The 17,801-nt window shown below is 50.9% G+C and carries 16 protein-coding genes; 12 read left to right on the forward strand and 4 right to left on the reverse strand.

The window, feature by feature from the left end; all coding sequences use genetic code 11:
• The first annotated feature begins 27 nt into the window (after positions 1-27).
• On the forward strand, positions 28-744 hold the full coding sequence (locus tag RC73_RS15060; RefSeq protein WP_039035414.1) for a 3-deoxy-D-manno-octulosonic acid kinase: 717 nt from the start codon (positions 28-30) through the stop codon (positions 742-744).
• Here the strand turns inward: RC73_RS15060 and waaA are convergent.
• Positions 730-2,001 carry a lipid IV(A) 3-deoxy-D-manno-octulosonic acid transferase gene (gene waaA / locus RC73_RS15065; RefSeq protein ID WP_039035415.1) on the reverse strand — a complete coding sequence of 424 codons (1,272 nt, stop codon included), beginning with the start codon at positions 1,999-2,001 and terminating at the stop codon, positions 730-732. The genes RC73_RS15060 and waaA overlap by 15 nt on opposite strands.
• A 119-nt stretch (positions 2,002-2,120) precedes the next feature.
• On the opposite strand from waaA, the gene RC73_RS15070 reads away from it, so the two are divergent.
• From RC73_RS15070 to glpG, 5 genes are all read left to right on the forward strand, one after another.
• Positions 2,121-2,765 carry a TetR/AcrR family transcriptional regulator gene (locus tag RC73_RS15070; protein WP_039035416.1) on the forward strand — a complete coding sequence of 215 codons (645 nt, stop codon included), beginning with the start codon at positions 2,121-2,123 and terminating at the stop codon, positions 2,763-2,765.
• A 196-nt stretch (positions 2,766-2,961) separates the two neighbouring features.
• The gene (locus RC73_RS15075) at positions 2,962-4,155 is read left to right on the forward strand and encodes a glycine C-acetyltransferase (RefSeq protein WP_039035417.1); all 1,194 of its coding nucleotides are present in this window, start codon (positions 2,962-2,964) and stop codon (positions 4,153-4,155) included.
• Between the two features lie 23 nt (positions 4,156-4,178).
• Positions 4,179-5,204 carry an L-threonine 3-dehydrogenase gene (tdh, locus tag RC73_RS15080; RefSeq protein ID WP_039035418.1) on the forward strand — a complete coding sequence of 342 codons (1,026 nt, stop codon included), beginning with the start codon at positions 4,179-4,181 and terminating at the stop codon, positions 5,202-5,204.
• 78 nt (positions 5,205-5,282) lie between these two features.
• Entirely contained in the window at positions 5,283-5,585 is a 303-nt protein-coding gene (gene glpE / locus RC73_RS15085) for a thiosulfate sulfurtransferase GlpE (protein ID WP_039035419.1), read from the forward strand.
• A 3-nt stretch (positions 5,586-5,588) separates the two neighbouring features.
• Entirely contained in the window at positions 5,589-6,422 is an 834-nt protein-coding gene (gene glpG, locus RC73_RS15090) for a rhomboid family intramembrane serine protease GlpG (RefSeq protein ID WP_039035420.1), read from the forward strand.
• A 111-nt stretch (positions 6,423-6,533) separates the two neighbouring features.
• Here glpG and elbB read toward each other — a convergent pair whose 3' ends face one another.
• Positions 6,534-7,187, reverse strand: a complete 654-nt coding sequence (gene elbB / locus RC73_RS15095) for an isoprenoid biosynthesis glyoxalase ElbB (RefSeq protein WP_039035421.1) — start codon at positions 7,185-7,187, stop codon at positions 6,534-6,536.
• A gap of 385 nt (positions 7,188-7,572) precedes the next feature.
• Here elbB and polA point away from each other — a divergent pair, with 385 nt between their 5' ends.
• A complete protein-coding gene (gene polA / locus RC73_RS15100; RefSeq protein ID WP_039035422.1) occupies positions 7,573-10,341 on the forward strand; it encodes a DNA polymerase I in 2,769 nt (922 codons plus the stop codon).
• A 652-nt stretch (positions 10,342-10,993) separates the two neighbouring features.
• Here polA and yihA read toward each other — a convergent pair.
• Positions 10,994-11,644 (reverse strand): ribosome biogenesis GTP-binding protein YihA/YsxC, encoded by a 651-nt coding sequence (gene yihA / locus RC73_RS15105; protein WP_039035432.1) that lies wholly within the window; start codon positions 11,642-11,644, stop codon positions 10,994-10,996.
• A 169-nt stretch (positions 11,645-11,813) separates the two neighbouring features.
• Here yihA and RC73_RS15110 point away from each other — a divergent pair, with 169 nt between their 5' ends.
• From RC73_RS15110 to hemN, 5 genes are all read left to right on the forward strand, one after another.
• Positions 11,814-12,434 (forward strand): c-type cytochrome, encoded by a 621-nt coding sequence (locus tag RC73_RS15110; RefSeq protein ID WP_039035423.1) that lies wholly within the window; start codon positions 11,814-11,816, stop codon positions 12,432-12,434.
• Positions 12,435-13,193: 759 nt separating this feature from the next.
• Positions 13,194-13,880, forward strand: coding sequence for a methyltransferase domain-containing protein (locus RC73_RS15120; RefSeq protein WP_039035425.1), 687 nt, complete (start codon positions 13,194-13,196; stop codon positions 13,878-13,880).
• Positions 13,881-13,927: 47 nt separating this feature from the next.
• On the forward strand, positions 13,928-14,452 hold the full coding sequence (gene yihI / locus RC73_RS15125; protein ID WP_039035426.1) for a Der GTPase-activating protein YihI: 525 nt from the start codon (positions 13,928-13,930) through the stop codon (positions 14,450-14,452).
• 11 nt (positions 14,453-14,463) lie between these two features.
• Positions 14,464-14,931, forward strand: coding sequence for a DUF2489 domain-containing protein (locus tag RC73_RS15130; RefSeq protein ID WP_039035427.1), 468 nt, complete (start codon positions 14,464-14,466; stop codon positions 14,929-14,931).
• A gap of 352 nt (positions 14,932-15,283) precedes the next feature.
• Positions 15,284-16,660, forward strand: coding sequence for an oxygen-independent coproporphyrinogen III oxidase (gene hemN, locus RC73_RS15135; protein ID WP_082014343.1), 1,377 nt, complete (start codon positions 15,284-15,286; stop codon positions 16,658-16,660).
• A 63-nt stretch (positions 16,661-16,723) separates the two neighbouring features.
• On the opposite strand, the gene add is transcribed toward hemN, so the two are convergent.
• On the reverse strand, positions 16,724-17,719 hold the full coding sequence (gene add, locus RC73_RS15140) for an adenosine deaminase (RefSeq protein WP_039035428.1): 996 nt from the start codon (positions 17,717-17,719) through the stop codon (positions 16,724-16,726).
• Positions 17,720-17,801: the final 82 nt, after the last annotated feature.

Genomic DNA, 17,801 nt, shown 5'->3' on the forward strand with positions numbered 1-17,801 from the left:
TCCACGCTTATAACGAACAAATAGCCGATGCAGATTAAAAACACCGCCAAGGGTTGCCTGGCGCTGAGCCTTGCCGCCCCACAAGCCCTGGATGAAACCTGGTTTGACGAGTCTTTTTGGCGGCAGCAGCAAGCGATTGTCGGCTCATCCAAGGGGCGTTACACCACTTGGTTTGTCGAGCATGAAAAACAGCAGTGGGTATTGCGCCACTATTGGCGCGGCGGCTTGATGGAAAAGTTCAGCAAAGACGCCTACCTGTTCACCGGCCTCACCAAAACCCGCGCCGTGGCAGAACTGGCGCTCTTGGAGCAACTCTTTGAAGAAGGTTTACCTGTACCCGAGCCCATTGCCGCCAAAGTGGAACGCTTCGGGCTCTGGTACCGGGCCGATATCCTGATCCGTCGCATTCATGGTGCCGAGGATCTGGTGGCTCTGCTGCAAAAACAGGCCATGTCACGCCCACAGTGGCAACAACTCGGCGCCTTGATTGGCCGTTTTCATCAGCGCGGTGTCTACCATGCCGATCTCAACGCCAAAAATATTCTCAGCAGCGACCAGGGCTTTTATCTGATTGATTTTGACCGAGGAGAGCTGCGAACCCCGGCCGATGGCTGGCAACAGGCCAATCTCAGTCGGCTGCTGCGCTCCTTCAACAAGGAAAAACGCAAACAGCCCCAGCTGCAATTTACCGAAGATAACTGGCAGTGGTTGCTGGAAGGCTACCGCGGCTCAGCGAGTGCCTGACAACAAGGCCTGAGCCAACTGCAACTGCTTCTGCAGTGCTCCTCTGTTGCTGCTAACCACTTCCAAGCCGGCTTGGGCGGCGCGGCGTCTCGCATCGCTGTCCTGTAACAGTGCCGCTATGCCACTCGCCAGCGAGGCGGCATCCTCAACTTGCTGTAAGGCCCCGGCACCTTGCAGCAGGTAAGTTATCTCGGCAAAGTCCCAATGATGAGGGCCGACAAATACCGGCAAGCCCAAGGCCGAAGGCTCCAGCGGATTATGCCCGCCATTGGTGATCAGGGTGCCGCCGACAAAGGCCAGATCGCCGCAGGCATATAACCCGAGTAACTCCCCCATGGTATCCCCGAGCAGCACCTGAGTCTCGGCAGCTAGCCCTTGGCCGCTGCTGCGCCGCACATAGGCAAGTCCGGCCTGCTTGATTGCCGTGGCGGCATTATCGAACTGCTCCGGGTGTCTCGGTACCATGATCAACAAGGCCTCTGGCCACAGTGCCAACAGGCATTTATGGCACTCCAGCATGGCGGCAAATTCCCCTGGATGAACACTGCCGGCAACCCATACCGGGGACGAGGCGCGTCCCCACAACTGCCTTTCGCCCCTGGCCCTGGTTATCTTGTGCTGATCCAACTGCAGGTCGAACTTGAGGCTACCGCAAACACTCAACTTGTCGCTGGCAACGCCCAAGGCGATAAAGCGTTCGGCCTCGGCTTGGGTCTGCACGGCTATCTTATCCAACAGTTGCAACATCGGCAGGCTAAGTCCGGCCCACTTCTGGTATTTGGCGGCCGACTTGGCCGACAACCGGGCATTGGCCAACATGATGCCTACGCCCTGTTTTTTGGCCTGATGCAGTAAGTTGGGCCAGAGTTCAGTTTCCATTACTATCAGGTTTGCAGGATTGAGCCTGTTAAGAAAACGTCGCACACACCAGGGGAGATCGAACGGCAGGTAACAATGCTGCACTGTGTCACCAAACGCCTTGCGCACCTCACGGGAACCTGTGGGACTGGTGGTCGTTACCGTGACAGATAAGTCAGGGTTGGCTTGCATCAATGCCTTGATCAGCGGCACTGCGGCCAGGGTTTCCCCCATGGAAACAGTATGGATCAACAGGTCTGTCGGTTTGGCCTTGAACAAGCCGAATCGTTCGCCCCACCTGCCACGGTAATCCGGGCTCTTCAATGCCCTAAATGCCAGATACAGCAGCAAGAGTGGCGACAACAGATACAGCAAGAGTGAGTAACGGCTAAGGTTCATTGGCGGGATAATTGAGTTTTGCCTGATGGATTGTCACAATGCTAGCATAATACCCGAAGCAGCATAACCAAGAGCCATTCGCCGGATTGCGGATGATGCCGCAACCATTTAGGACTCAGATGAAAACCCGCGATAAAATCATCCAGGCCAGCCTGGAACTCTTCAACGAATACGGCGAACGCTCCATCACCACCAACCATATCGCGGCTCATCTGGGAATAAGCCCGGGCAATCTCTATTACCACTTCCGCAACAAGGAAGATATTATTCGTTGTATCTTCGACCAGTATGAAAATCATCTGGAACTGGGGTTTCAGCCCTATGAAGACAGGCAAGTCGATGTCGAGTTGTTGATTGGCTATTTCGATGCCATGTTCTATACCCTGTGGCAATTTCGCTTTATGTACGCCAACCTGGCCGACATCCTCAGCCGCGATGAGGCCTTGAAAAAGCGCTATCTGGAAGCCCAACAAAAGGTGTTGACCCGCTCTAGCCACGTACTTCAACAGTTGTGTCAGGATGGCTTTCTGCAGCTGGAGCAAGACAAGATCTCCAGCCTGGCCGATACCATCAAGATGATAGTCAGCTTCTGGATCAGCTATCAGCTGACCCAATCCAGCATAGCCAATATCACCAAGTCTTCACTCTATGAAGGCCTGCTCAGGGTGCTGATGATCTTCAAGGCCTACGCCACCCCCAGTTCCACCTCGACCTTCGAGCGTCTGGAGCAACACTACCAAAATTTGGCCCACCAGCAAGACTAGCTCACCGTCTTGGGCATCTGACATTCAGGTGCCTTGCTCTCTCAGCTTCCTTAGTTTTTCTCATCTGAAACAAGCACTAGCCCTAATCTGATTTATCCCTGACGGCCCAGCTCAAAAAAGAGTGTTGAGCCATTGGCTTTAGGGTTAAAATGCCACCACTCCAATAAACAGAATAATCCAATCAAGGAGACTTAAGGTGGCATCTACCTCATTCTACGATCAGATCAACCAACAGCTTGCCGACGTCAAGGCCGAAGGTCTGTACAAGAGCGAACGTGTAATAGTTTCTCCACAGCAACCAGCCATTCGCGTCAACGAAGCAGAAGTTATCAACTTCTGCGCCAACAACTACCTGGGTCTGGCCAATCACCCTGAATTGATCAAGGCGGCACAGGCCGGGTTGGCAGACCATGGCTTCGGCATGGCCTCGGTACGTTTTATTTGCGGAACCCAGGATATTCACAAGCAACTGGAAGCCAATCTGTCCGAATTTCTCGGCATGGAAGATACCATCCTCTACTCCTCCTGCTTCGATGCCAACACAGGTCTATTTGAAACCCTGTTAGGCCCGGAAGATGCCATAGTGTCAGATGCCCTGAACCATGCTTCTATCATTGACGGTGTTCGCCTGTGTAAGGCCAAGCGTTTTCGCTACGCCAACAATGATATGGCCGACCTGGAAACCCAACTGATCGCCGCCCGCGATGCCGGTGCCCGCCATATCTTGATAGCGACAGATGGGGTGTTTTCCATGGATGGGGTTATTGCCAACCTCAAGGGTATCTGTGACCTCGCCGACCAATACGGCGCCCTGGTCATGGTCGATGACTCCCACGCCGTTGGCTTTATCGGCCAGAACGGCCGCGGCACCCACGAATATTGCGATGTGATGGGTCGCGTTGACATCATCACGGGCACCCTGGGTAAGGCGCTGGGCGGCGCTTCCGGCGGCTTCACCGCGGCCCGCAAAGAAGTGGTCGATTGGCTGCGTCAGCGCTCACGTCCTTACCTGTTCTCCAACTCACTGGCACCTTCTATCGTCAGCGCCTCGATTCGGGTGCTGGAGATGCTCAAAGAGGGCCAGGAACTACGCGAAGCGGTATGGGAAAACAGCCGTTATTTCCGTGAAAAAATGGCTGCAGCCGGATTCACCCTGGCCGGAGCAGACCACGCCATAGTGCCGGTCATGCTGGGTGATGCCAAGTTGGCCAGTGACTTCGCCAACCGCCTGCTGCAGGAAAATATCTATGTTATTGGCTTCTCCTTCCCGGTAGTACCCAAGGGACAGGCCCGTATCCGTACCCAGATGTCGGCGGCTCACAGCCGTGAACAGCTGGACAAGGCCATCGAAGCCTTCACCCGAATCGGCAAGGAGATGGGTATCATCTGATACCTATCCCATGGAGTAACATGATGAAAGCACTGAGCAAACTCAAGCCTGAACAAGGCATCTGGATGGTAGACGCACCCAAGCCGGAAATGGGCCATAACGATCTGCTGATCAAGATCCGCAAGACCGCCATCTGTGGTACCGATGTGCATATCTACAACTGGGATGAGTGGTCACAAAAGACTATCCCTGTTCCTATGGTTGTCGGCCATGAATATGTCGGCGAAGTGGTGGACATGGGCCAGGAAGTGCGTGGCTTCAATATTGGTGACCGGGTGTCAGGCGAAGGCCATATCACCTGTGGTCACTGCCGTAATTGCCGTGGTGGCCGTACCCATTTGTGCCGTAACACTGTGGGGGTTGGGGTCAACCGCGAAGGTGCCTTCGCCGAATATCTGGTAATCCCGGCCTTCAACGCCTTCAAGATCCCCGATGATATCAGCGACGAGCTGGCTGCTATCTTTGACCCCTTCGGCAATGCGGTACACACTGCGCTATCTTTCGATCTCGTCGGTGAAGATGTGCTGATCACCGGAGCAGGTCCCATAGGCATTATGGCCGCCGCCGTTTGCCGCCATGTGGGTGCACGCCACGTGGTCGTTACTGATGTCAACGAGTACCGTCTGGAGCTGGCACGTAAGCTGGGGGCTACCCGAGCCGTCAATGTGGCCAAAGAAAAACTCGAAGATGTGATGAGCGAGCTCGGCATGACAGAGGGCTTCGATGTCGGCCTGGAAATGTCCGGTGTACCGTCTGCCTTCCACTCCATGCTGGATACCATGAACCACGGTGGCAAAATTGCCATGTTGGGGATCCCGGGTGGCGATATGGCGATAGACTGGAGCAAGGTCATCTTCAAGGGGTTGGTGATAAAGGGCATCTATGGCCGGGAAATGTTTGAAACCTGGTACAAGATGGCCAGTTTGATCCAGTCCGGATTGGATATTGCACCTATTATCACCCACCATTACAAGGTGGATGACTTCCAGCAGGGTTTCGATGCCATGCGTTCGGGTCAATCCGGCAAGGTCATTCTCAGCTGGGATTGATCCTCAAACAGGGCGCTGTACTCATGCAGCGCCCTGATGCACACTGTTAATAAGCACTACCTCTTTTACAGGCAAACTATGTCCAGTTACCAACACCTTTCTGTCGTTCAACTCCAGCAAATGATGGCCGAAGATGCCGAGCTGCAGATAGTCGATATTCGCGATCCTGCCAGTTTCGAGACGGCCCATATTCCCGGCGCCATTCGCCTCGGCAATGACAATCTGGCCGACTATCTCAGGGACGCCGATATGGATAAGCCCTTGGTTGTCTGCTGTTATCATGGCATCAGTAGCCAAAGTGCCGCGGAATATCTGCAACATCAAGGATTCGATGAGGTCTACAGCCTGGATGGCGGTTTCGCTGCCTGGCCGAGGGACTGAGACATGGAAATCGGCCGCCTCCCCAACGAACGCGCCGCTCAGGCGCTGGTAGACTATCTCAAGGGTGAAGGGATCCCCTGTCGCATCATGCATCTGGAACAGGGAGTGGCTATCCATGTCATCAAGGACACCGACCAAGCACAGGGGCGCAAAGCGTTTCTCGACTTTGTTCAGGATCCGTTAAACCCCAAATATCTGCAGGCTTCCTGGGACCATGGCGACAACCGCATCCGCTTTGACTATGGCGCACCATCACTGCAACTGCTGAGTCAATTTATTACCGGCGCCGGGCCGCTAACGCTGGTCATTCTGCTGGTCTGCATAGCTATCTTCGCAGCCATGAACCTGGGTTACGGCAATCAGGTTTTCGAAGCCCTGGCCTTCTTTGGCGCCACTTCAGATGCCGGTTTCAGCCAATTCTGGCGCTTGTTTACTCCGAGCCTGCTGCACTTCTCGGCGCTGCATATCACCTTTAACCTGCTCTGGTGGTGGGTCTTGGGTGGCAAGATAGAAAACCGTATCGGCATTGCGCCGCTGCTGACGCTACTGCTGGTCGCCGGCACATTGCCCAATCTAGTGCAGTACTACCTCAGTGGCCCCAACTTCGGCGGTCTTTCCGGGGTTGTGTATGGCCTGGTGGGTTATACCTGGATCAGCGGCCGCATGAGCCCAGAGAAAGGCATAGGCCTGCCACCTGCCATGATGGGCTTTATGCTGTTGTGGCTGGTGCTTGGCTTTATGGATATGTTTGGCCTGTCGATAGCCAACGGCGCACATCTAGGTGGGCTCTTGGTCGGTCTGACCCAAGGCTGGCTCGACAACCGCAGGAAAAGATAATCCTATGTAGCTCGGCTTTGTAGACGCCAAAGTCATTCTGCACAGCAAGCAACAGTAAAAAGAGGGAGCTCAGGCTCCCTCTTGAATAGGAGCTAAGTAACTTGGACGGGCTTAGGCCAGCTCCAACACCTTGGTCACCAGCTTTTCAATGCCGCTATTGGCCTCGGCAATGGAACCTGCCAGCATATAAGCCGGGGTGCTGACAATCTTGCGCTCACTGTCGACCACAATTTCATCTACCTTGGCATTTTGATGTTCACCGCCCATGGCAGTAAAGGCCGCTGCGGTTTCGGCGTCCGTCCCTATGGTGCCTTTGGCCCCCTTACCATAGAGGCCCGGGATCATCACAGGTGCAATACAGATAAAGCCCACCACCTTACCAGCGTTGATAAAACGGCTGATAAATTCACGCACCGGGGCGGCGATCTCACTATTGCTGCCATTTACGGCAAAGTTACAGAGGTTTTTGGCAGCTCCGAAGCCACCGGGAATGATCAGACCGTCGAAATCGGCCAGATTCAACTCGGACGTCGCCTTGATATCACCACGGGCAATTCGAGCTGCTTCTTCCAGCACGTTACGCTGCTCAGTCTCCACGACTTCACCCTTGAGGTGATTGACCACATGCATTTGAGGAATATCGGGGGCAAAACATTGGTACGCTGCGCCGGAGCGAGACAGGGACAGCAGGGTCAACACTGCCTCGTGAATTTCACTGCCGTCGAAAACACCACAACCACTGAGAAGAACTGCAATTTTTTTCATTAAAAAATCCCTCTTATGTCATTTAGGTTTAACAAACCAATTACAAACTGGTTGATCTGATTAAAAAACATGCTAACTTAATTCATCGTCTCTGCTAAGAGGCGATTTTTACTGCTACCAAGGTGCAAATCTGGAAAAGGAATTTAAAAAATCCACAACCGATAAGATTTGGTAAAACTTTTACCTGACTCACAAAAAAACAAATAATAAATAAATATCAACAAGTTATAAAAACAACTTCGAGTTGTTCTCTACAGCATTTCTCTATGTTGATTTTTTCACTCACAGACTTATCCACAGGCTGAGGGTGATTTTGTCATGGCCGAAAATGCCTTGGTATGGCATGCTTAGCAGCACTTAAGACAGCTTAGATTGAAACAAAACTATGCCAACAATAGCAGAAAACCCCCTCGTCCTTGTGGATGGTTCTTCCTACCTCTATCGGGCCTACTATGCGCCGCCTCACCTGACCAACTCCAAGGGTGAAGCAACCGGGGCGGTTTACGGCGTAGTCAACATGTTGCGCAGCTTGCTGGGTAAATACAAGCCACAGCAAATGGCGGTTGTGTTTGATGCCAAAGGCCCCACATTTCGTAACGATATGTATGCAGAGTATAAGGCTCACAGACCTCCAATGCCTGATGATCTACGTAGTCAGATAGCGCCTCTGCATGCCATCATCGAAGCCCTGGGTCTACCACTCCTGTGTATTCCCGGCGTAGAAGCCGATGACGTGATAGGCACTCTGGCCTCACGGGCCAGCAAAGAAGGACGTGCCATTCTGATCAGCACAGGCGATAAGGATATGGCTCAACTGGTGGATGACAATGTCACCCTGATCAACACAATGACAGACACCATAATGGGGCCCGAAGAGGTCACCAACAAGTTTGGTGTCGGCCCCGAGCTTATCATCGATCTGCTAGCACTGATGGGCGACAAGGCCGATAACATCCCAGGCTTGCCTGGTGTGGGTGAAAAAACTGCGTTGGCGATGCTGATGGGCGCCGGAGGAGTCGCCAAGCTGTTGCAGCAACCGGATTGCGTCACAGCTCTTGGCTTCCGGGGTGCCAAGACCATGGCCAAGAAAATCACCGACAATGCTGAGATGCTGCAGCTCTCTTACGATCTGGCGACTATCAAGACAGATTGTGATCTTGATCTGGACTGGCACCAACTCAATATTACGGCCCCCAATAAAGACCAACTGACACAGCTTTATGGTGAGATGGAGTTCAAACGTTGGTTGGCAGAAGTTCTGGACAACAAGATGCCGCATCCGTTAGCGGTCAATACTGCAACGGCTGAAACCCAGGAAGAAACTCCACCCCAACTCGCCATAGAGACAGAATACGAAACCATACTGACCGAAGCGGCCCTGGAAAAATGGCTGAAAAAACTGGTCAAGGCTGAACTAATGGCGATAGATACCGAGACCACCAGCCTCAATTATATGGATGCCGAGCTGGTGGGTCTGTCTTTTGCAGTCAAAGCCGGAGAGGCGGCCTACCTACCTCTGGGGCACGATTACCCGGAAGCACCTGAGCAACTGCCCCGGGAAATGGTATTGGCCAAGCTCAAACCGATACTTGAAAACTCTGAGATAAAAAAGGTCGGTCAAAATCTAAAATATGATATCAGTATTCTGGCCAATGCCGGTATCAAGCTGACCGGTGTTGCCTTCGATACCATGCTCGAATCCTATGTCTTCAACTCAGTGGCATCCAGGCACGACATGGACGGGCTGGCACTCAAGTACCTGGGGCACAAATGTGTCAGTTTCGAAGAGATCGCCGGTAAAGGCGCCAAGCAGCAGACATTCAACCAGATCCCTTTGGAAACAGCGGCGCCTTACGCCGCCGAAGATGCCGATATTACCCTTAGGCTGCATCAACACCTATGGCCAAGGCTCGAGCGGGAACAAGAGTTAGCCAATGTTTTCACTGAACTTGAGTTGCCGCTTATTCAGGTATTGTCACAGATGGAACGCGACGGCGTGCTGATCGACAGTATGCAATTATCGCAACAAAGTGATGAGCTGGCGCAAAAAATAGATGCGTTGGAGCAAAAAGCCTATGAGATCGCCGGAGAGAAATTTAACCTCAGCTCCCCCAAACAACTGCAGGCACTATTCTTCGAAAAGCTGGGTTATCCGGTAATCAAGAAAACGCCGAAAGGCGCCCCCTCCACCGCCGAGGAGGTATTGATAGAGTTGGCGCTGGATTATCCATTGCCAAAGATTATTCTCGAACATCGCAGCCTGACCAAGCTCAAGAGCACCTATACAGATAAGTTACCGCTGATGATCAATGGCAAAACCGGCCGGGTGCATACCAGCTACCATCAAGCCAACGCTGCCACCGGCCGTTTGTCATCCAGCGACCCTAACCTACAGAATATTCCTATCCGCACCGAAGAGGGGCGTAGAATTCGTCAAGCCTTTATCGCACCTTCAGGACGCAAGATTCTGGCCGCCGACTATTCACAAATTGAGCTCAGGATCATGGCTCACCTATCCCAGGATGCCGGCCTGCTGGCGGCATTCGCCGAGGGTAAAGATATTCACAGAGCAACAGCGGCTGAAGTCTTTGATGTGGCGTTTGAAACTGTCACCCCAGAACAGCGTCGCCGCGCCAAGGCGGTAAACTTCGGTCTGATTTATGGCATGTCGGCCTTTGGCTTGGCGCGCCAACTGGATATTCCTCGCACTGAAGCACAAAGCTATATGGATACCTACTTCAAGCGTTATCCCGGCGTGCTCAAGTATATGGAAGAGACCCGGGCACTCGCCGCCGAGCAAGGTTATGTCTCCACACTCTTTGGTCGGCGCCTGTATCTACCGGAAATCCGCGACCGCAACGCCATGCGGCGTCAAGCTGCGGAACGGGCGGCTATCAACGCTCCGATGCAGGGAACAGCAGCCGATATCATCAAAAAAGCGATGATCAAAGTTGCCGACTGGATAGCCTCTGACACTAAGGGGGAAATCACCATGATCATGCAAGTTCACGATGAATTGGTGTTTGAGGTTGATGAAACGAAAGCCGAAGAGTTGCAACAACAGATCTGCAAACTCATGGCTGAAGCGGCTACCCTGGATGTCCCTTTGCTAGCCGAAGCGGGCCTGGGTGATAGCTGGGATCAGGCACACTGATAACCCACCTACTTCATCAAGAGCCATCCTTCGGGGTGGCTTTTTTGTATTTTGAACACAACGCAGTAATTATTCCCGCTTATTATCGTCACTAGCCAACCTATCTGAACTGAAAACAACACTTTCCGGCAATTAATCGACAAATGCGTGCTAACAGATTGCATTTTAAGCTCATTTCTGTAATTCACAGATCAAAAATTGCTGTTTCAACCAAGATTTCTTGTGATCGACTCCACATTATTGTCGTATTTTTGAAAAAACAGTTTTCCCATTAAAGATAAATGCAGTATTATTCTCGGCGTAGGGTACAGAGGTTAAGATGTTCTATCTTTCAGACCTTTATTTCACTTTTAGTGATCAGCCAAATTCTGGCGCCCCAGCAATCATTTGCTGGGGCTTTTTTTCGTCTACAGTATTTTTTAGAGCAATTACTTTAAACTTGATTCGATTCGCGCTATGCTACCGTCATTGAGAGCCATCGAAGTCCAAGTTTGATGGTACTTGAGTCTTGTTGAAATTTTAGCTTCTCCCCAAAAGAGCTAATTTAACCGGTGACTGAGTCGCCGGTTTTTTTTGTCCTGGATTCTCCCAGCACAAACAACAGATACAAAAACGGCAGCCTCCATGGCTGCCGTATAGTGGTTTGGGTCCATCATCCTTGTTCGTTGTCTTCTTGTTCCAACCAGGCTGGATGGCACCACTCATCCAGAATTGCCAAAACCTTAGGTTTCCCGGTGCCCTTCAATGAAGAAAAAGGCTCGACTCTGACCCAATCACCAAAGTCAACCAGCGCTTTACGTACCTCATTGACCGTTTTCATCTTGGCACTCTGTGGCAATTTATCTGCCTTGGTCAGCAGCGCCAGTACCGGGATTTCACTGGCAACAGCCCATTCAATCATCTGCAAATCCAAGTCTTTCAACGGATGGCGAATATCCATTAGCACCACCACACCACTCAGGCAAGCCCGCTTTTGTAAATATTCACCCAAAGACTCCTGCCATTTAAGCTTCATGGCCAGTGGTACCTGAGCAAAACCATAGCCGGGTAAATCCACCAAACGGCGCTGCTCATCGAGCTCAAACACATTGATCAGTTGGGTACGGCCAGGAGTTTTACTGGTTCTGGCAAGGTTTTTCTGCTCGGTTAAAGCATTCAAAGCACTTGATTTACCAGCATTTGAGCGGCCGGCAAAAGCGATTTCCACGCCGGTGTCGCCAGGTAAATGCTTATCCAAATGGGCAATATCAGGCGCGCTGATAAGGAATTTTGTCTTGCGAAAATCGATACGAGTTGCTGTCACTTCTGACTCCGGAATTTTGCTGGGTGATAGCATAAATATTGAAGACTTGCTTACTTTTCCACGTTTTCGTGTAAAATATTAGCCCGATCACATTATTTGTATTTTACCACGCTTGCGGGTCACCCTAGTAAGCTCAGGACAATAATTTAACGAAAGAAGTTGGAACGCCATGAAAAAGTTAGCCCTTGCGCTGTCTGTAGTCGCCGCCATATCTTCACCTGCGATTGCTGAAGGTAATGCTGAAGCGGGAAAAACCAAAGCCATTGTCTGCTCTGCCTGCCATGGTCTTGACGGCAACAGCATGATCGACATGTATCCCAAGTTGGCCGGTCAGCATACAACCTATCTGCAAAAACAGCTGCGGGAGTTTCGTAGTGCAGCTCAAACCGGTGGCAAGGATGGCCGTATGGATCCCATCATGGGTGGCATGGCGGTAGCCTTGAGCGATCAGGATATTGCCGATGTTGCAGCTTATTTTGCCAGCCAAACATTGCAGGTTGCTGAAGTAAAAGATGTTCCTGATGCCGGCGAAAAGCTGTTCAAGGGTGGTGATATGTCTCGTGGCATAGCCGCTTGTTCTGCGTGTCACGGTCCTGAAGGTAAAGGCAGCGAACTGGCCGGTTTCCCGGCAGTTGCTGGGCAGCACGCCAACTATATCAAGATCCAATTGAATAAGTTCCGTGATCAGAGCCGTCATAATGACCTAAACGGCATGATGCAGGACACAGCGAAAAAGCTGAATGATGCAGACATTGATGCGCTGGCCAAGTACATCTCCAGCCTGAAGTAATTTTTGCTGTAGCTTGGAAAAGGGTGAAGTTTCACCCTTTTCTTAAGTCACAACGTTTACGTTTACGTAAACTGAAAACATTAACGCTTGACACAGATCACAGATTTAGGTTTAATGTGCCCGTACCGAGATAAACCCATCTGTTTGTATAAAAACTTTACCAACAACATTCAGGTTTCGGTATAATTTACATTCAAGATATAAGAATAAAGCAAGCCAATAACAATAAGACTACTAAGACCACTCGCAAATAATAATAATGAGTCGAGATTTCGGTTTGAAATCCAGGTCAATAAAAGTAAGGAACCGGCGATTTTGCCAAACCGCTTTTTAGCATTGTCCTTACGAATTAACAGGGGAACTTGCTCCAACAGGAAGATGTTTGCAGGACTCAAACATTGGCACGGGAAGCAACGCGCTTTGGATGCACTGGCTGGAAGCTTGTTATCACTGGAAGGTACTTGGTAGACAAGGATGGTCTGTTAGGCGTCACAGAAGACGACTGAATAATGATGAGTCAATTGGCCATCGCTATTTGCAGGAAACCCAAGAAAGTGTCTGGAAGACCGATAACGAGAAAAACTGCAGGGAAAGCTGTCAAAAAAAGAAGGATATCGACCGGGAAAGTCGCATAGCAAGTAAGGAAACTTGAAATCAGAATAGGGTGTTAGTTAGCACCATCATAAGGCGGCAGCCATACTGCCGCCTTTTTTTATGGCATAATTTGTTAACCCCCATTGAGCAGATATTAATTAGTCCATGCGTCGCTGTCCCCTGTGTCATAACGATCAGGCTGAACTCAGCTTTCAGGATAAGAAACGAGGTTTTTATCTCTGCCCTGAATGTCGGCTGTTGTTTGCAGACTCCAACAGTTACCTGTTACCAGATGCCGAAAAGCAGCGTTATGGACGAGCCCGCCAAGCTGGAAAGCAAAAGCAGTTGGCACGCTTTATCCACCCCTTGTTGGAACAGCTGCAATCTTTGCAGCCAACGCCTTTATTTGGCCTCAACTTTGGCCGAGTGCTAAGCGAGGATGGCCTGAAACAGATCCGCGACGCCGGACACCATTTACAACAGTTCGATCCCTTTTTTGCAGCAGATCACCAGTTACTACATCACCAATATGACTTTATCTGTTGTTTTCGGGTGTTCGAGCACTTCAGGGCCCCGGCCAAAGAGTGGAGCTTAATAGAAACCCTTTTGAAACCAGGTGGTTGGCTGGCCATATCCACCCCATTACTGACCTCTTTAGCCGCGTTCCCCAAATGGCATTACAAAAACAATCCAACCCATGTCAGCTTTTATCAGCAACAGACGTTTGCTTACTTGGCATCTCAGGGCAAATTTAGGCTAATATTTGCAGCGCAGGACTTCATCTTGATGCAAAAAACATCAGGATCTGCTATAACACGCGACCTTGATGCAGAACCGCCGCTTGTAGACTGAACCCGGCACGGTTCGGACGCAACCAACTACTTTTTATCGAGAGAATTATGTCCCGTAGTAAAAAGACCCGTAAAGTCGGCGAGAACAACCCCAAACTGGCCCCCAGAAGCAAGAAATCTGAGCGCGCTCCAGCCCGTAAGAAGCAGGATTCAGGTAATAAGGCGGGTAGCCGCCAGAACCCTGCTGCTCCAAAGGGGCAAAAGCGGGCAGGCTCTGACAAACAAGATATCCGCCTTGGCAGCAAAAGGCCTGTCGCTCTGGATATAGTCAAAGAAAAGGTTGCACAGCCAAAACAACCTAAACTGACCGATGAACAGTTGCTGCTGCAACTGGAGGAAGATCCGCGCCTGAATAAGCTGCTGGATCAGCTGGAAGAAGGTCGGGAACTGGCCGCCGATGACCAGCAATGGCTGGAGCGGCAATTGGCCAAGATAGAGAAGCTGATGGAAAAACTTGGCATTACCGATTTGGATCAGGCCGATGAAGCCCCAAGCAAGAGTCATAGCGATGACGAATTGCTGGAGAAATTCGAATCCGGTGCTGAGCTTCTGAAACAATACCAGGACAACTAACGGAGGCCGGGATGCAGTTTATCCTTATCACCTTAGCCATGTTGATCATCATAGGACTGAGTGCCTATGCCACAGTGTTGCTTTTGCGTCTGAGAAGACAAACCCAGGCCAGAGAGCAGGCGATGGCTGAACAAAAGGCGGTTATGGAAGCTAAACAGGCATCCCTGCTTGCCGATATCCGCTATATTGCCGCCGCAATGACAGAAGAGCGTTGTGAGTTGTCCGAAGGAGTAGTTAGAATCGTCAAACTGTTCGATCTGCTATCGCTGACAGAGAGAGTCAGTGGTGACTACCCGGATGTGTTTATGCATTTTGAGCGTATCAAGGATCATCCCATTCTGGAGGCCAGGGCTCAGTTACCCAAACAAGAGCGGATGCGGCTAGACCTGGCCAGAATGAAGTCTGAAGCCGAGCTGGAGCAAGGCATATTGGCCGACGCCAAAAAACTCTCCGAGTTTCAACTCAAACCAACTCACTAATGCAGCAACTGCCGGCTTGCTCTCAGCAGTCGGCAGCGCTTTATTCACCATCCCCGAAATCTTCGCCCCTGAAAGACAGTCCCAAACATCGGAGGCTTGTGTTTTAGTTACGCCTGAGTTCGCAGCCTTGTCTTGTCGTCTCAGCCAAACAACAATCAAGCCTGTTGAATCTTTTCTCTGGCGTGAGTCGGTGCACAAAACCTCAATAAGACAACAGACATTGAAAGCATTTTCAGGGATATTTCTTAACGTTTGCTTGTGTACATATAATTTTTACAACCTGGATCAAGGTTATTTGAGCCATAACCCTGCATACTTCGCTCATTGCTAATTTACTGTCGGAGGACACGCCTTGAAGCAGCCCACTCATATCAGCTGGGATCAATCAATGATCGAGAAATATAACTACAGCGGTCCCCGTTATACTTCCTACCCAACGGCGCTGGAGTTTGACGACTCATTCACAGAAGGCGATCTATTGTCGGCCATAGCCAACAGCAAAAGTGACAAACTGTCTCTGTACATTCATATCCCCTTCTGCGCCAAACTTTGCTATTACTGCGGCTGTAACAAGGTTATCACCCGACATCAGCACAAAGCCGATCAGTACATAGAGTACCTGGCAGCCGAGATCGTCAAGCGGGCGCCTCTGTTCAAACACTATACTGTGACCCAAATGCACTGGGGCGGTGGCACACCGACGTTCCTAAACCCAGAGCAAATCATTAAGTTATCGTCACTGTTGAAGAGTCACTTCAACTTTGCCGAACAGGGTGAATACTCTATCGAAGTCGACCCTAGAGAAATCGAACTCTCTATGCTGGATGCCCTGAAAGAGGCTGGGTTCAACCGTATCTCCATTGGGGTGCAGGACTTCAATAAAGAGGTTCAGGCAGCAGTTAACCGTGAACAGGATGAAGACTTCATTTTTGCGCTGATCAAAAAGGCCAAAGAGATGGGCTTTGTCTCTACCAACGTCGATTTGATTTACGGCTTGCCTCATCAAACACCGGAAACCTTTGCCGAAACCATTCAGCGCATTCTGGATCTGTCGCCAGACCGTCTGTCTGTATTCAACTATGCTCACCTGCCGGCCCGCTTCGCGGCGCAGCGGAAAATCAAAGATGAGCACCTGCCCAGCCCACAACAGAAGCTGGACATGCTGCATCAGACGATTGAGACCCTGACCGGCGCCGGCTACCAATACATAGGCATGGATCACTTCGCCAAGCCTGATGATGAGCTGGCCAAACTGCAAAGAGAAGGCCGATTGCACCGTAACTTCCAGGGTTATACCACCCAGGAAGAGTGCGATCTCCTCGGACTTGGGGTGTCATCCATCAGTCAGATTGGTGACTGTTATGCGCAAAACCAAAAAGATATTCGCCCTTACTATGAAGCCATAGATGAGCAGGGCCACGCTCTATGGAAAGGCTGTAAACTCAATCGTGATGACGAAATCCGTCGCGCAGTGATCAAGCAGCTTATCTGTCACTTTGAGCTTGATATGACCAAGATGGAGCAACAATTGGGGATCCAGTTTGAAGAGTACTTCGCCGAAGATCTCAAGCTGCTGCAAACCTTTATCGACGATAAACTGGTTAACATTGAAAACCGTCAGATCAGCATCAGCCCAACCGGGCGCCTGTTGATCCGTAATATCTGTATCTGTTTCGATGTCTACTTCCGAGAAAAGGCACGTCAGCAACAGTTCTCCCGGGTAATTTAACCCTGAGTAGAATAAAAAAGCCGATGAATCATCCATCGGCTTTTTTGTGTCAGAACCAAACTTTTATGCTTTAGCAGCGTAAAGTTCCCGGCGCTCGCTGTCTGAGAGGAAGGCCATCTCCACGCCATTACGCTGCAGCTTGGCCAATTCAGCATCGGTGAAGCCCATCTCCTGCTTAACCACACGATATTCATGCTTGATATCTATGGCACTGACGCCTGGATCATCGGTGTTCAAGCCAACCAACACACCGGCTTCCATAAAGGTTCGCAGCGGATGCTCTTGATAGCTGCTCACAGTGGAAGTATGTAGATTACTGGTGGGACAGGACTCGATACCTATCTTGTGTTCCACCAGATACTCCATCAATTTGGGATCATGAATGGCATTGACCCCATGGCCTATGCGAGTCGCCCCCAACTCCTTGATGGCTTGCCACATGCTTTGGGCACCGGCGGCTTCTCCAGCGTGAGCCGTTATCTGAAGCCCGGCATCGCGCACCCGCTTAAAATGCTCGTTAAACAACTCACCGGGGAAGCCCAATTCATCACCGGCCAAATCAACCGCGACCAGAGACTCCCTGTGCGCGAGTAAGCCATCCAACTCCTGGGTACAAGCCTGCTGACCAAATGAGCGTGACAGAATACCTATCAGTTTTATCTTGACCTGATAGTCCTTGAGCCCGGCTTTTACGCCATCAATAACGGCTTCCACCACACCCTCTATCGGCAACTTATGATTCATAGCCATGTAGTAAGGGCTGAACCTTAATTCGGCATAGTCCAACCCGGACAATGCCACATCGGCGACATTTTCATAGGCCACCCGCTTTACCGCATCCAGATCGGCCAGCACGGCAACCATCCAGTCCAGCTTTTTCAGGAAAGCCACTAAGCTGGATTCTTTACCCTGGATCTGTACGTAAGGTGCCAAAGCCTCAAGCGAGGCCGCCGGCAAGGCAATGCCATGCTGCTGACCCAGTTCCCATATGGTCTCAACCCTGACATTGCCGTCCAGATGGCGATGTAAATCGACCAACGGAATTGAAGTATCAATCATAAAAATAACCCCTGTATGAACTACCCCGCCAATGTAATTATTTTTTGGTCTGGGGACGCTTAAGTGTAACACGCCTTTTGTT

The sequence above is a fragment of the Shewanella sp. ECSMB14102 genome (genome assembly GCF_000813075.1).
Classification (GTDB): domain Bacteria; phylum Pseudomonadota; class Gammaproteobacteria; order Enterobacterales; family Shewanellaceae; genus Shewanella; species Shewanella indica.